The sequence below is a fragment of the Herbaspirillum sp. Her2 genome (assembly GCF_057961375.1).
The window spans coordinates 166,803-180,880 of sequence record NZ_CM176331.1 but is presented as its reverse complement, the minus strand read 5'-3'; the positions used below and the strand labels follow the sequence as shown (position 1 = coordinate 180,880).

The 14,078-nt window shown below is 64.0% G+C and carries 11 protein-coding genes; 3 read left to right on the top strand and 8 right to left on the bottom strand.

The window, feature by feature from the left end; genetic code table 11:
- Window positions 1-7: 7 nt before the first annotated feature.
- The 7 genes from ACWHXP_RS00820 to ACWHXP_RS00790 form a co-directional block, all read right to left on the bottom strand.
- Window positions 8-1,282, bottom strand: coding sequence for a DUF3142 domain-containing protein (locus tag ACWHXP_RS00820; protein WP_489634700.1), 1,275 nt, complete (start codon window positions 1,280-1,282; stop codon window positions 8-10).
- A gap of 118 nt (window positions 1,283-1,400) precedes the next feature.
- Window positions 1,401-2,720, bottom strand: coding sequence for an MFS transporter (locus tag ACWHXP_RS00815; protein ID WP_489634701.1), 1,320 nt, complete (start codon window positions 2,718-2,720; stop codon window positions 1,401-1,403).
- Between the two features lie 463 nt (window positions 2,721-3,183).
- A complete protein-coding gene (locus ACWHXP_RS00810) occupies window positions 3,184-3,894 on the bottom strand; it encodes a response regulator transcription factor (RefSeq protein WP_489634702.1) in 711 nt (236 codons plus the stop codon).
- A gap of 166 nt (window positions 3,895-4,060) precedes the next feature.
- Window positions 4,061-4,471, bottom strand: coding sequence for a response regulator (locus ACWHXP_RS00805; protein ID WP_051156474.1), 411 nt, complete (start codon window positions 4,469-4,471; stop codon window positions 4,061-4,063).
- Between the two features lie 251 nt (window positions 4,472-4,722).
- Entirely contained in the window at window positions 4,723-5,118 is a 396-nt protein-coding gene (locus ACWHXP_RS00800) for a response regulator (RefSeq protein ID WP_134136627.1), read from the bottom strand.
- 2 nt (window positions 5,119-5,120) lie between these two features.
- Entirely contained in the window at window positions 5,121-6,596 is a 1,476-nt protein-coding gene (locus tag ACWHXP_RS00795) for a DUF7125 family protein (RefSeq protein WP_121043674.1), read from the bottom strand.
- 253 nt (window positions 6,597-6,849) lie between these two features.
- Window positions 6,850-8,400 carry a methyl-accepting chemotaxis protein gene (locus ACWHXP_RS00790; protein WP_489635887.1) on the bottom strand — a complete coding sequence of 517 codons (1,551 nt, stop codon included), beginning with the start codon at window positions 8,398-8,400 and terminating at the stop codon, window positions 6,850-6,852.
- A 456-nt stretch (window positions 8,401-8,856) separates the two neighbouring features.
- Here ACWHXP_RS00790 and ACWHXP_RS00785 point away from each other — a divergent pair, with 456 nt between their 5' ends.
- The 3 genes from ACWHXP_RS00785 to ACWHXP_RS00775 are packed head-to-tail and all read left to right on the top strand — an operon-like array spanning window position 8,857 to window position 12,521.
- Window positions 8,857-9,360, top strand: a complete 504-nt coding sequence (locus ACWHXP_RS00785) for a sorbitol dehydrogenase family protein (RefSeq protein WP_232729669.1) — start codon at window positions 8,857-8,859, stop codon at window positions 9,358-9,360.
- Between the two features lie 27 nt (window positions 9,361-9,387).
- A complete protein-coding gene (locus ACWHXP_RS00780; RefSeq protein WP_489634703.1) occupies window positions 9,388-11,019 on the top strand; it encodes a GMC family oxidoreductase in 1,632 nt (543 codons plus the stop codon).
- An 8-nt stretch (window positions 11,020-11,027) separates the two neighbouring features.
- Window positions 11,028-12,521, top strand: a complete 1,494-nt coding sequence (locus ACWHXP_RS00775) for a c-type cytochrome (RefSeq protein ID WP_489623709.1) — start codon at window positions 11,028-11,030, stop codon at window positions 12,519-12,521.
- Window positions 12,522-12,602: 81 nt separating this feature from the next.
- Here the strand turns inward: ACWHXP_RS00775 and ACWHXP_RS00770 are convergent, their stop codons facing one another.
- A complete protein-coding gene (locus ACWHXP_RS00770) occupies window positions 12,603-14,000 on the bottom strand; it encodes an MFS transporter (RefSeq protein WP_310837856.1) in 1,398 nt (465 codons plus the stop codon).
- Between the last annotated feature and the right edge of the window lie 78 nt (window positions 14,001-14,078).

Sequence of the window (14,078 nt, the reverse complement as noted above, 5' to 3'; positions counted from 1 at the left end):
TTTGTCATCAGGATCCCATTTCCAGTGTGAGTTCGGGGGCCGGCGTGCCATCGGCACAACGCAGCCAGCCGATGGTACGGCTGCTGCCGGCGCGCAGCAGGCCGGCCTGGGCCAGGCGCAGGTAGCGTCCCCGGGCATCGCTTTCCAGCGTGTAGCCATTGATGCCGTCACCACTGCAGACGTTCCCTGAAGACGCTGCATTCCGTGGCGCGAGGTTCACCCGCACGCGCAGCGGCAAGGGTGCGTCGGCGTTGCCGGCATTGTCGATGCGGATATCGGCGGGCGCGTTGTTGCCCTGCCCGGCAACCAGTTGCACGGCCAGGCCGCCCTTGAGCGGCTTGCGTTCCAGCACGGCCAGCCAGGTCGAGAGACTCCAGGCGCGACGGTCATCGCCGGTCGGCAGGCGGAACCAGATCAGCCCGGCCAGTCCCGGCGGAGGCGCCGCTTCCACCTCGGCCACGAAACGCGCCATCACCTGCGGTTCGGCCATCAGTTCACGCCCCAGGCCGCCGGTCAGGAGCGGACGTTCGCTTTCGACTGCGGCGATGCGGCCCTGGCTGTCCCAGCTCACGCGCGAGCCATAGGCCGGCAGCGCCACGTGCCAGGGGCGGCGCGTCTGCGCGGCGTACTGGCGCATCCAGTCGCGGGCGCGCTCGCCATCGAAGAGGCCCAGGCGCGGATCGAGCACGGCGTGGACCTGCAGTGTCGAAGCATCGGCCACGGCCAGCAGTGGCGCCAGCTGCGGGCTGGCCAGCCAGGTCGGCAAGGCCGTCACGGTCAGATCCGTCGGTGCAATCCGGGCCTTGAGGCTGCGCAGGAAGGCGGTGTATTCGGGCAGGCGCGCCGTGGCGCAGTCGTAGTCGATTTCCAGCGCAGCCGGTTGCAGGCCGCGCTGGCGCCAGGCGGCCAGCAGTGCGAGCAGATGATCCTGGATCGCGGCCGCATCGAAGCGCGCCAGCTGGCCGTTGATGCGCACCGTCATCAGCAGCGGGCGGCCGGTATTGGCCAGCGCCTCGGCGTCGGGCGTGATGTCGATCCAGCGGCCGGAGGCCCCCAGTTCGGCCGCCAGCACGTGCCAGCGCGCCACCTGGGCATTGGAAGCAGAGAGCGCCGTGCGCAGGGAGGGGGTCCACTGGCGCTGCCAGATGTAGACGTCCTGGGAGAGCTTTTCGGCAGGGACTGGATGGCGGGAACACGCCGCCAGCAATACAGCCAGCAGCATCCAGGTCAGACACAGGCAACTGCGCCTGGCAAAGCTCGCGGGCAGGAAGGCGAGGGGCATGGTCGTCGGCGAGGTGGAGTTCCGGTTGGCCGGCATTGTACGCTCGCCGACACCCAAAAAACCAAGGCCCGGCACCTTGCGGTCACCGGGCCTGGTCAGCCTTGCAGGAGGGGCGCGATCAGGCCTTGTAGCCCTTGCTGCTCATCGGCACGAAGGCCAGCAGCACGCCCAGGATGGACAGGCCGATCACGTACAGCGCCGGCCCTTGCGGGTCAGCCTTGATCCACAGCGAGATCAGCACCGGCGTCAGTCCGCCGAAGACCGCATAGGCCATGTTGTAGGCGAAGGACAGGCCGGTAAAGCGCACCGGCGGCGGGAAAGCGCGGGTGGAGACGATGGGGGTCAGCGAGATGCTGCCCACGAACAGGCCCACCAGTGCATAGCCCCAGATCAGCGACTCGGGCGAACCCGGCAGCTGGCCGTAGAACCACCAGGTCGACAGGCCCAGGCCACCCCAGCCGATGATCATGCTGGCGCGGGTACCGATGCGGTCGCACAGCCAGCCGATGGCCAGGCAGCCGATGGTCAGCATCAGGGTGCCGGCGCAATTGGCCTGCATCACCAGCTTGGCCGGCAAGTGGTGCACGGTCTGCAGGTAGGACGGCGTCATCAGGATCACCACCACCACCGCGCCCGACAAGCACCAGGTCATGCCGGCGGTCAGGACGCTGGCGGCGCGGTGTTCGCGCAGCACGGTCTTGAGCGGCAGTTCATTGGATTCCTTGCGGCGTGCGGCCAGCTCGCGGAACACCGGGGTTTCTTCCAGATAGCGGCGCAGGTAGACCGAGATCAGTCCGAACACGCCACCCAGGATGAAGGGAATGCGCCAGGCGTAGCCGGCCACTTCAGCCGGTGCGTAGACGCTGTTGATGAAGATGCCCATCAGCGAACCCAGCAGGATGCCGCCGGTGATGCCGGCGGTCAGCGAACCGACGCCGAAGCTGTAGCGGTTGGCCGGCACGTGTTCGGCCACGAAGACCCAGGCACCGGGCATTTCACCGCCGATGGCAGCGCCTTGCAGGGTACGCATCAACAGCAGCAGGATGGGCGCAGCCACGCCGATGCTGGCGTAGGTCGGCAAGAGGCCGATGACCAGCGTGGGCACCGCCATCAGGAAGATGGACAGCGTGAACATGCGCTTGCGGCCGATCACGTCGCCGTAGTGGGCAATGATGATGCCGCCCACCGGACGCGCCAGGTAACCGGCGGCGAAGATGCCGAAGGTCTGCAGCATGCGCAGCCATTCCGGCATGTCGGCCGGGAAGAACAGCTTGCCGACCACCGCCGCGAAGAACACGTAGATGACGAAGTCGTAGAACTCCAGCGTGCCGCCCAGGGCGGACAGCCCCAGGGTGCGGTAGTCGGAGGAAGTGAGCGGTCGGTGCTGGGACTCGTTCAGAGCCCCGGTAAATTCAGCAGATTCAGCGGAAGTGGTCATGATGGTTCACTAACGGCAAAGCGGCGACCCGGTCCGCCGCCACATCGCCCCGGGACAATGACGCCCATGGCAATGCCGCAGCGGGCCGGATGGCCTGCTTCAACTTGTTCGTTCGGGTGGCCGCAGAGGGCATGCCAGGAAAGATCAGGACATGTCTGCGAAGGACAGATTCAGCGGAAAACGTAAAGCGAAGAAATACGATTTAGCGTCGAAACTTGCTTAATGATACCCCAAAAACCGGCAAAGCTTCCGCAACGCAGCATTTCTTGCTGCCCGGGCAGGAGCTGGCAGCATCCCTGCCGGTTCCGGGCCGAGATGAAGTTTCCTGACCTGGAAAAGCAAAGAAGCCCGCCAGGCAGCCACTGCTGCAAAGCGAGCTTCATGACAATGTGAAGCAACTGACCAAAATCCGGGAGCGCCCTGCCCGCCCCCGCCCATGCGAGCCGGCAGCGGCAGCGCAGCCTCAGGATTCCAGCACGATATCGACTGCCGAGGACCGGCGCAGCATCAGGAAGCCTTCGCCATAGATGTTGCGGATTTGTATGGGCGCTTCCTCCAGCGAGCGCAATTTCTGGCGCACGCGGTAGATCAGGGCATCGATGCGATGCGCATCGTATTCCTCGCCGCCGGAACGCAGCAGGTCGAACAATTGCGCGTGCGAGACCGGATAGTTGGGGCTTTGCAGCAACGCCGCCAGGGCAGTGCTTTCCTTGTCGGTGAATTGCAGTGCCACCGAGCCATTGCTGGAGAGGCGTCCCGATCGGCGGTTGAAGGCCCATTTCTCCGACTGCGGCGAACTCTGGTGCGGCGCGGTCTTCATGCGGCGCGCCAGGGCGGTCAGCGTGGCCGAGACCTCTTCCAGCTTGACCGGCTTGACCAGGTAATAATCGGCCCCGTCGCTCATGCAGCGCACCCGTTCCTCGCTGCGGGTAGCAGCGGTCAGGATGATGATGCCCATGGACGGGAAATTCTGCCGCAACGATGCCAGTTCGGGCAGCAGGCTGCCGTCTGGCAAGCCGATGTCGGATAACAGGATGTCGGGCTGACGACTCTTGAGGATGTCCCTGGCCTGGCCCAGTGCCGAGCAGACCGAGATCTCGTAACCCAATTCCCCCACATGTGCGCTCAACGTGTTACGCCAGTCGAGATCGCTTTCTACGATAAGTACTTTCATCACTCTTGTGTTCCGGACGAAACCTGTTTTTATGACTGCCGGAGCATCCCCGCTCCCCCTCCGGAACCTGACCCCGGAGCCAGCTGCAGGCGTGGAAATGCTTTCCATAATCACAACGTTATACAGAAAATATCTGCGGATAAAATCATAAAAACTCGCAGATGCCTTACACCTGAAAACTCCACTGGGCCTGGCTTTGCGCATGTTGGCGCAAGAGGCCGGTGACCGTCCCGAGCAGGTGGTCGACCGAACAGGGTTTGAGCAGAAAAGCGGCGATCGTGGGAATGCGCGCACTGGCCGCCGGCAGGTGGGCGCTGATCAGGACCACCGGAATCGGGGAAAAACGTTCATGCGACTTGATGTAGCGCGCCAGCTCCATGCCATCCATGCGCGGCATGCGCAGGTCGGTCAGCACCAGGCTGGGGGCCTGCTCCTGCATCTGCGCGATGGCATCCACGCCATCGGCCGCCGCCACCACCTGCAGTCCGCCCTGCTGCAAGATGCCGCACAGCATCTCGCGCGACTCGGGATGATCTTCCACGACCATCACGGTCGGTGCCTTGCTGATAGTTGCCACCGCGTCTCCCTCCTGCCTTCTGTCCCGCACCAGATGTCACGGTGACTTGTTGTGACTGATGGTGATGGTTGGCGACAAAACGCGATATCAGGAAATTCCTGAAACTTGGACAACATTGCGCAAACGCAAGGTACAAGCGGGGTGCGCATGCACGGATGTGCACCTGGAAAAAAGCGAAGGGAAGCAAGACGCAAGGCCGCGCCCGGCCAAGGCAGAGCTTGGCTGCAGGCGGACTCAGGCGGGGGAAAGGATCAGGGGCGTGCGGTCAGCAGGCGCTGGATTTCGGCCAGCATCTGCTCGAAGAAGACCGGCTTGCGCAGGAACAGGTTGTGACTGGATTGCGACAGATCGTGACGTTCCGGAGCACCGCTGCACAGGATGATGGGCAACGTGGCCCCTCCCGGCAACGCGCGCAGGGCCGCACACAGCTCCAGCCCGTTCATCACCGGCATCATGCAGTCCGAGATGACCAGGTCCGGCCAGGCCTGCTGCGCCTTGGCCAGCGCGTCGGCCCCGTGCACGGCCGTCACCACCCGATAGCCGTGCAGCTCCAGCAGCATGGCATAGGTATCGGTGATATCGATCTCATCGTCGACGATCAGGAGCAGGGGCAGTGCCGCCTGCTGTGGGGGTGACGCTCCGGACATGGTCAACGTCCATCCGCAACCGGCGCGGCAAGTGGGGTCACCAGGCCATCGATCTCGATGCCGGCATCCGAAATGTTCATCAGGCGGCTGGCACCGTCGTAGCCGTTCTCGCGCAGTTTCATCACTGAAATCTGGCGGCGGTTGACGCTGTCCTTCACCACGTATTCCAGCAGCATCATGTTTTCGTACAGCTGCGAGGAATTGGGGTCGACCTGGGGCTGCGATTCGCGGAAGTACGGCAGTTGCTCGGTGATGAAAGTCGTCACACCGCGCGCGCGCAGTTCATTGGTCAGCGCCACCAGGAAGGGACGCATGCGCTGCTGCTGCACCACGATGCTGCGCAGGCCATCCACGCCATCGATCAACAGGCGCGTCACGCCACGGCGCGCGATGTTGTCCAGCATGCGCTTGGCGAGGTCGTCGCACAGCATTTCCAGCGGCAGCTGCCACATCACCTGCAGCGCGCCGCTGTCGATATGTTCATCAAGCTGCATGCCGGCCTTGCGGGCCTTGGCCAGCAGGCGTTCGGGGGATTCGTAGAAGCCCAGGATCAGGCATTGCTGGCCGTCCTTCAAGCCTTGTTCGATGAAGTGCAGCCCCATGAGCGTCTTGCCCACGCCGGGGCTGCCCAGCAGACAGGTCAGCGAACCGCTGACCACGCCGCCGCCGATGCACTTGTCCCAGGACGGGATACCGACGCTGACATAACGATCCGAGGTACCCGGCACCTTGCCGGCGCGAGTGGCGGTGGCTTCGAAGCGGGGGAAGATCTCGACCCCGCTCTGGTTGATCTCGAAGACGTGCTTGCCCAGCAGGTGATTGGCCCCGCGCAGCTTGAAGACCTTGATCTCGCGCTCCAGCTGCATGCCGGACTCGTGCTGGCTCAGTTCGATGACGCCATCGACCAGGGTGTTTTCGGACTCGGGCATGTTGCCTTCCACCGGCGACAGCAGGAGGGTGGTGCAATTCATGGTGAACACCAGCGCATTCAGGGAATGCATGAATTCGGACAGGTTCAGGTCCGACGGACCGGAATCCCGCACCGAGCGGAAACCGTCGATGATCAGCATGGCCGGGCGATGGCGATTCAGTTCGGCACTGATCAGGCGCAGCAGGCCGCGCAGGCCTTCGCTGGCCAGCGCACCGTAGCCGCTCAACATCTGCATCTGGTCGCCGACCAGGCTCTCATCGAAAAAGTCAAAATTGCTCACATGATTGAGCATCTTGGCGTGCGATTCGGCGATCAGCGTCAGCAGCATCACCTTGTTGCCGCTGCGTGCCTGCGCAAAACCGACCTGCGAGGCCAGCGTGGTCTTGCCGCTCCCGGCCAGTCCCTGGATCAGATAGAGGCTGCCCGCCGGCAGGCCGCCGCCCAGGATTTCGTCAAAGCCGGCAATGCCCGTGCTGATCAACGAAATGCGGCTGGGCCGCAGCGTCGCAGCGGCAGCAGGTAAGGGAGACTGCGGGAGATGGCTCATGTGGATGAAGGCTCGGTGCTTATTATTGTGCAAAGATTTAATGAGTTTTTCGTCATTATACGATTCCCCACGGTATGACTAAGGTTGTCATACACCGCAAAAGTTGCACCTTGGGGAGGTAAATACCTGCGCCGCGCGCAGGCGCGGGAAGAAGGCCGCAGGGGCCGGGAAGGCGGCGGGAGGTAGGGGGCTGGCCGCAAGCTCATCAGTACGCGTGGCCGGCCACCCAGGCCCGGCCACGGACTGCGGGCAATCAGCGCAGCTTGAAGACGCTGACCGTATTGGCCAGGCCGGCCGCCTGTTCCTGCATGGATTGCGCGGCGGCGGCGGCCTGCTCCACCAGGGCCGCGTTCTGTTGCGTGACTTCGTCCATCTGCGAGACGGCGCGGTTGATCTCGTCGATCCCCACGCTCTGTTCGGTACTGGCCGCCGAGATCTCGGAGACCACATCGGTCACGCGCTTGACGCTCTCCACCACTTCCGACATGGTCGACCCGGCCTGGCGCACCAGCGTGGTACCAGCCCCGGCCTTGCTGACCGAATCGTCAATGAGCTGCTTGATCTCCTTGGCAGCGGAAGCGGAACGCTGGGCCAGCGAACGGACTTCGGAGGCCACCACCGCAAAGCCGCGCCCCTGCTCGCCGGCACGGGCCGCTTCCACGGCGGCGTTCAGGGCCAGGATGTTGGTCTGGAAGGCAATGCCATCGATCACGCTGATGATTTCGACGATGCGGTTGGAGGCATCGTTGATGGCTTCCATTGTCTGCACCACCTCGCCCACCACGCCGCCGCCACGCGCGGCCACGCCCGAGGCGGCCATGGCCAGCTGGTTGGCCTGGCGGGCGTTGTCGGTATTCTGCTTGACGGTGGAGGTCAGTTCTTCGAGGGCCGAAGCGGTTTCTTCGAGGGCAGTGGCCTGCTGCTCGGTACGGCGCGACAGGTCCAGGTTGCCGGTGGCGATCTCGGTGGAGGCGGTGGCGATGCTGTCGGTGCCATTGCGCACCTGGCCCACCACCTGGCGCAAGCCCTCGTTCATGGTCTGCAGGGCTTGCAGCAGCTGGCCGGTTTCATCCTTGCTGTGCACGCTGATCTCGGCCCCCAGGTCACCCCCGGCCACGCGGCGGGCGATGCCCACGGCATCCTGCAAGGGGGCGGCGATGATGCGCCCCATGGTGATCGCCAGGCCCATGCCGATGGCCAGGGCCGCGATCAGCAGTCCCAGCACGCCCACGCGCGACTGGCTGAAGGTGTCATCGGCACCGGCGGTGGCGGCATCGCCGCCCTCCTGGTTGATCTTGATGAGCTTTTCCAGATCAGCAAGGATCTGCGGATAGAGCTTGTTGGAGTAGCCGAGAAAGAGATCGCGCCCCTGCGCATTGTCCTTGGCCAGGAAGGCGGCCACGATCTTCTTGTGCTCGGCCAGGAATTCCGCTATCTGCGCCGCGACCTTGGGATAGATCTCGCGCTCCTGCGGGGTATCGAGGGTGGCGGCGTAATCCTTCATGGTCTTGTCCAGACCGGTCAGGATGGCCTGGCTGCGCGAGACCAGGCCATTCATCGCCTCGACATCGCCGTCGTAGATCGCCAGTTGCGATTCGGTGCCGCGCAGGCGCACGAAATACAGCTTGATGTCGCCCAGCTTCTTCTGTGCCGGCATCCAGTCGCGCGAGATTTCAGAAGACGCATTCTTGACCTTGGCCAGCTGCTTGATCGAAAAGATCCCCAGTATGGCCATCAGCACCAGCACCGCCAGGAATGCCAGCTGCAGTTTCCTGGCAATCTTCAGATTCTTGAACCACCCCATCATCACCCGCCCCTGATCGAATTGAATGTCACCCATGTCGCAACGGCGCGCCTGTTGTTCTTCTGAGTGGCGTACCGTTCCCCGCGAGAATTATCATGAAATCTCCCCTGCACCGATCGCCGGAAGAGAAGCGCTTTTATGGCGCAGATGCCTTGCTGCAACACCTTCCTGCACGCCGGGGCAAACCCTGTTAACATGCGCAGCGTTCATGCTGCAGCATCACGTCAGCAAACAGTCAGCAAACAGTCAGGCATCAGTGAGCAATACAGTCGCAACGAAGCACCAATACAGCACCGATACAGTAGCAAACCACCAGCAATACAGCTGAAAGACAGCTGCACGCATCCTCCACCACAAACCGCATCGTCCTGGCCATCGAGGCCCCCGCCTTCGGGCCCTCCTCGCACCAGGCACATGCCAACGCCGCCAATGAACCGATTTCCCCGTCAAGTCACCATGTCCCGGCGCAGCCTGCTGCTGACCGGCGTGAGCCTGCTGGGCAGCTACGTCGCCTTGTCCAGCCTGCCCTCCTGGGCCATCCCGCAGCCTGACAGCCCGCAACTGGCCCCCTTCATGCGCCTGTCCGCGCTGCTGGTCAATCACCGCCTCAATCCGGCGGTGGGTGCGCGCATGCTGGAAGTGGCCGCGCGCGAACACGCCGACCTCGACACCCTGATGCGCCAGTTGCTGGCCATCGCCGAACAAAAGCAGGCCCGCAAGGTGGAAGACTTCTTCGCCGATATCCCCGCCGGCCCGCAGCAGACGCTGGCCTACTGGATCATCTTCGCCTGGTATACCGGCTGCTCTTCGCCCAAGCGCAATGCCACGGTCTTCACTTATGAAGAAGCGCTGACCTACCAGACCACGCTGGACGTGGTCGCCATCCCCTCCTACGGCATCAGCGGTCCCAACCGCTGGCGTCAGGTCACGGTGCCGCTGGCCGACATGCCGCGCTTCTGATCCCTGCAACCTGTGGAAAATCAACGTATGAACAGCAACAACAAGGCCGAGGTGGTCATCGTCGGCACCGGCGTGGTGGGCGTGCTCATCGCCGAACAACTGCTGGATGCCGGCATCCCCGTACTGATGCTGGAAGCCGGTCCGCGCGTGGCGCGCGCCGAAGTGGTGGAAAACTTCCGCAACCTGCCGCTGGCGCTCAAGGGCGATCCTTCCTCCTGCTATCCGCCGCGCCCGTGGGCACCGCATCCCATGCCCTCCAGCGAGAATCCGGACGATCACTACCTGGAACTCTCCGGTCCCGACAAATACGCCCAGACCTTCATCCGCTATGCCGGCGGCTCCACCTGGCACTGGGCCGGTACCTGCTGGCGCCTGACGCCGGAAGACATGCAGCTGCACACGCTCTACGGCGTGGGCCGCGACTGGGCCTTCGGCTACGACGTGCTGGAACCGTATTACACCCGCGTCGAACACAAGCTGGGCATCTGCGGTCCGTCCGACCCGGCCCTGCAATGGCCGCCGCAGCGCTCGGCGCCCTACCCCATGCCGGCCCTGCCCTTCAGCCCGGGCGAGCAGCGCTTCACCGACGTGGTCCGGGAACTGGGTTACCACAACATCCCGACGGCCCAGGCGCGCAACAGCGGCATGCCCTACGATGAGCGCCCGGCCTGCTGCGCCAACAACAACTGCGTGCCGGTCTGTCCGGTCGGTGCCAAGTACGACGCCGCCACCGCACTGGCGCGCCTCGAATCCAAGGGTGCCACCATCCTCACCGATGCCGTGGTGTACCGGGTCGAGACCGATGAGGCCAACCGCGTGAACGCCGTCAACTACTTCGATGCCAACAAGGTCAGCCATCGCGTCACCGGCAAGATCTTCGTGCTGGCCTGCAACGGCATCGAAACGCCCAAGCTGCTGCTGATGTCGGCCAACAGCCGCAACCCGCAAGGACTGGCCAACAGCTCCGACCAGGTCGGGCGCAACATGATGGACCATCCGCAACTGACCATGACGCTCACGCTGTCCGAACCCTACTGGTCCGGTGTCGGTCCGGTGGTCAACAGCGGCATCATGGAAACCTCGCAGGGCAGCTTCCGTTCGGAACATGCGGGGGCCTATTTCCGCTACAACAATTTCGCGCGCAATCGTTTCGTCACGTTCGCCGCCTTGAAGAAGGGACTGGTCGGCCAGGCGCTGGACGAAGAAATCCGCCGCATGACCGCCTGCACCGCCGACGTCGTGCTGGCGCATGAAGTGCTGCCCGATGCCGACAACCGCCTCACGCTCTCGGCCAAGAAGGACTGGCTGGGCCTGCCGCGTCCGTCCATCCATTACGACGTGGGCGACTACACCCGCAAGTCGGCCGAACAGTATTCGCTGCCCATCGGCCGCAAGATCGCGCAAGCCATGGGTGCCACCGACATCAAGGTCAGCCCCGCCTTTGCGCAGAGCAAGCACATCATGGGCGGCACCATCATGGGACTGGATGCGGCCAATTCGGTGGTCGATCCCGACTGCCGCGCGCACGATCACGACAACCTGTTCCTGCCCGGCGGCGGTGCCATGCCCAGCACCGCCTGCGGCAACAGCACCCTGAGCATGGCGGCACTGGGCCTGAAGGCGGCCGATGCCATCGTGCGTCAACTGCAGAAAGCCTGAGGACGAGCATGCGACCATTGAACCTCCTCGCCCTCGCCGCTGCCCTGCTGGCCACGTCTGCAATGGCGCAGACACCCGAGCCGGCGAGCGCGCCACCTGATGTGCCCGCCGCAGCACCGGCCCCGGCCGTCTCGCCCGAAGCGGCACTGATCGAGCGCGGCCGCTACCTGGCGGTGGCCTCCGACTGCATCGCCTGCCACACCGCGCCGCGCGGCAAACCCATGGCCGGTGGCCTGGCCATCGCCTCGCCGGTCGGTGAGATCATCGCCACCAACATCACGCCCTCCAAGTCGCACGGCATCGGCAACTACAGCGAAGCGCAATTCGCCGCCGCCCTGCGGCGCGGCGTGCGCGCCGATGGCGCCAACCTGTATCCGGCCATGCCGTACACCGCGTATGCCGCATTGAACGATGCAGACGTGCATGCCCTGTATGCGTATTTCATGAAGGGAGTGGCACCGGTCGATACCCCGACGCGCGAGACCGCCCTGCCCTTCCCGATGAATATCCGGGCGTCGATGAAGGTGTGGAATGCGCTGTTCCTGAAGGACCAGCCGCTGGCCCCGGCCCCGCAGCGTTCTCCGCAATGGCTGCGCGGACGCTACCTGGCCGAAGGCCCGGCGCATTGCAGCAGCTGTCATACACCGCGCGGCTTCCTGATGCAGGAGAAAACCAATCTCGCGCTCTCCGGTGCCCAGGTCGGCCCCTGGTATGCGCCCAACATCACGCCGCATCCCACGGCCGGCATCGGCACCTGGAGCCAGGATGAGCTGGTCGCCTATCTCAAGACCGGCCGCGTGGAAGGCCGTGCCCAGGCCGCCGGCAGCATGGCCGAGGCGATCACGCACAGCTTCTCCAAACTGACTGACGAGGACCTGCGCGCCATCGCCGTCTACCTCAAGGAGACCCCGGCCATCGGCCCGGATTCGTCGACGCCGCCCACACTCGGCACGCGCTTCGAACAGGGCAAGGCCGGCAATGCGCTGGCGCAGTTCCGTGGCCGCACGCTGGCCGCCGACAGTTCCGAGGAGATCCGCGGTGCGCGCCTGTTCTCGGCCAGCTGCGCTTCCTGCCATGGCTACAACGGACAAGGTACGCGCGATGGCTACTATCCTTCGCTGTTCCACAACTCGGCCACGGCGGGCGTCAATGCCAACAACCTGATCGCCACCATCCTCTATGGTGTGGAGCGCGAGACCGAAGACGGTGGCCATGTCTTCATGCCGCCCTTCGGTGACCAGCCCAATGCGCTCAACAAGCTTTCCAACGAGGATGTGGCAGCGCTGTCGAATTACCTGCTGAAGTATTACGGCAACCCCGACCTCAAGGTAAAACCCGAGGACGTGGCCGTGATCCGCGAGGGCGGCCCGCGTTCGCCGCTGCTGCTGGTGGCGCGCATCGGCATGGGCGTGGGCGCGGTGGTGGTGGTATTGCTGCTGTTGCTGGGGGCACTGATGCTGTTGCGGCGCAAGCGCATCGATCCCGAGCACGACTGGAAATAATTTACGCGCCATACAAAAAAGCGCTGTTCCTCTCAACAAGGAACAGCGCTTTTTTTACTTCTTTTCTACAGTCAGACCGGATCAGGACTTGGCGTAACGTCCTTCCAGATCAGCCTGCGCACGCAGACGCTCATACTCGTTGAGCGGCATCGGCTGGGCATCACGCTCACCCAGTTTTTCCAGCGGAATGCGATAGGTCTCGCGGGCGGACAGCGCTGCCAGTGCCGACACGATGGTGATGCCGAAGGCGATGCTGCCCACGGTCAGCCAGATATTGCTGGAGCCCGGAGGTGCCACGGCGGTGAAAAGTGCCGGCAGCATGGCCGTGATGGCGGTCCCCACGTTCTGCGCGATGGCCATGGCCGAGACACGCGAACGGGCCGGGAACAGTTCCGGATAGAAGCTGGGGAAGACCGCGTTGTAACCCTGGTAGACCACGCCCCACATCAGGATCGACATCACGAAAGCCAGTTCGACGTTGCGGATGCTGATCGCATACAGGTAGGCGAAGGCGAACAGGCCGGCCAGCAGCGAACCGACGATGATGGGCGGACGGCGGCCGATGCGGTCCGACAGCTTGCCCACATAGGGAATCACCAGCACCGCCACGATATTGCCGACCACCGGAATCCACAGGTAGACATCCTTGGCGAAGCCGATGCCATAGGCCGGCTGCACCGCATAGGCCGCGCCGAAGATGGTGGCCACCACCGGGATCACGTTCATGAGCGCCATGCAGACCACGCGCAGCATGTTGGGCGAACTGTCGCGGAAGGCTTCCACCACCGGCGAGCGGCGCTTCAGTTCATTCTTGTCGGCGGCCTTGAACAGCGGGGTCTCATCCACGGTGCGGCGGATGATCCAGCCGGCGATGATGACCAGGAAGCTGAGCAGGAATGGAATGCGCCAGCCCCACACATTGAACTGCTCGGCCGGCATGTAATGCGCCAGCGGCAGGAACACCGCGGCCGCCAGGATCTGCCCGGCCTGCACCCCTTGCAGGGTAAAGCTGGAGTAGTAGCCGCGCCGTCCGAAGGGGGAGTGCTCCAGGATCATGGAACTGGCCCCGGAGATTTCACCAGCCACGGCAAAGCCCTGGGCCAGGCGCATGATGACCAGCAGTGCAGGTGCCCACAGGCCGACCTGGTCATAGGTTGGCAACAGCCCGACCCCGATGGTGGAAAAGCCCATCAGGAACATGCACCACAGCAGCACCTTCTTGCGGCCGTGGGTGTCACCCAGGTGGCCCAGCACGAAGGCACCGATGGGACGCGCCACATAGCCCACGCCATAGGTGGCCAGCGAGGCGATGATGGCGGTGGTCGGATCGCCCTTGGGGAAGAACAGCTGCGGGAAGATCAGCGAGGCGGCCGTAGCATAGATGAAGAAGTCATAGTATTCGAGCGCCGAGCCGATCCAGCCGCTGGCGGCGGCCTTCTTGCTCTGCTGCGAGTGATCGCTGGAATGAGAGGATTGCATGGTGTCTCCGTGGTGTTGCCGGGCAGGCCGTCATGCTGATGCGATGACGGCCCGCCGAAATTAAGAAATGGCTGGCTC

Coding starts and splice junctions, on each gene's coding strand:
- ACWHXP_RS00820 (WP_489634700.1), bottom strand. CDS start 1,282: ATGCCCCTCGCCTTCCTGCCCGCGAGCTTTGCCAGGCGCAGTTGCCTG.
- ACWHXP_RS00815 (WP_489634701.1), bottom strand. CDS start 2,720: ATGACCACTTCCGCTGAATCTGCTGAATTTACCGGGGCTCTGAACGAG.
- ACWHXP_RS00810 (WP_489634702.1), bottom strand. CDS start 3,894: ATGAAAGTACTTATCGTAGAAAGCGATCTCGACTGGCGTAACACGTTG.
- ACWHXP_RS00800 (WP_134136627.1), bottom strand. CDS start 5,118: ATGTCCGGAGCGTCACCCCCACAGCAGGCGGCACTGCCCCTGCTCCTG.
- ACWHXP_RS00795 (WP_121043674.1), bottom strand. CDS start 6,596: ATGAGCCATCTCCCGCAGTCTCCCTTACCTGCTGCCGCTGCGACGCTG.
- ACWHXP_RS00790 (WP_489635887.1), bottom strand. CDS start 8,400: ATGGGGTGGTTCAAGAATCTGAAGATTGCCAGGAAACTGCAGCTGGCA.
- ACWHXP_RS00785 (WP_232729669.1), top strand. CDS start 8,857: ATGTCCCGGCGCAGCCTGCTGCTGACCGGCGTGAGCCTGCTGGGCAGC.
- ACWHXP_RS00780 (WP_489634703.1), top strand. CDS start 9,388: ATGAACAGCAACAACAAGGCCGAGGTGGTCATCGTCGGCACCGGCGTG.
- ACWHXP_RS00775 (WP_489623709.1), top strand. CDS start 11,028: ATGCGACCATTGAACCTCCTCGCCCTCGCCGCTGCCCTGCTGGCCACG.
- ACWHXP_RS00770 (WP_310837856.1), bottom strand. CDS start 14,000: ATGCAATCCTCTCATTCCAGCGATCACTCGCAGCAGAGCAAGAAGGCC.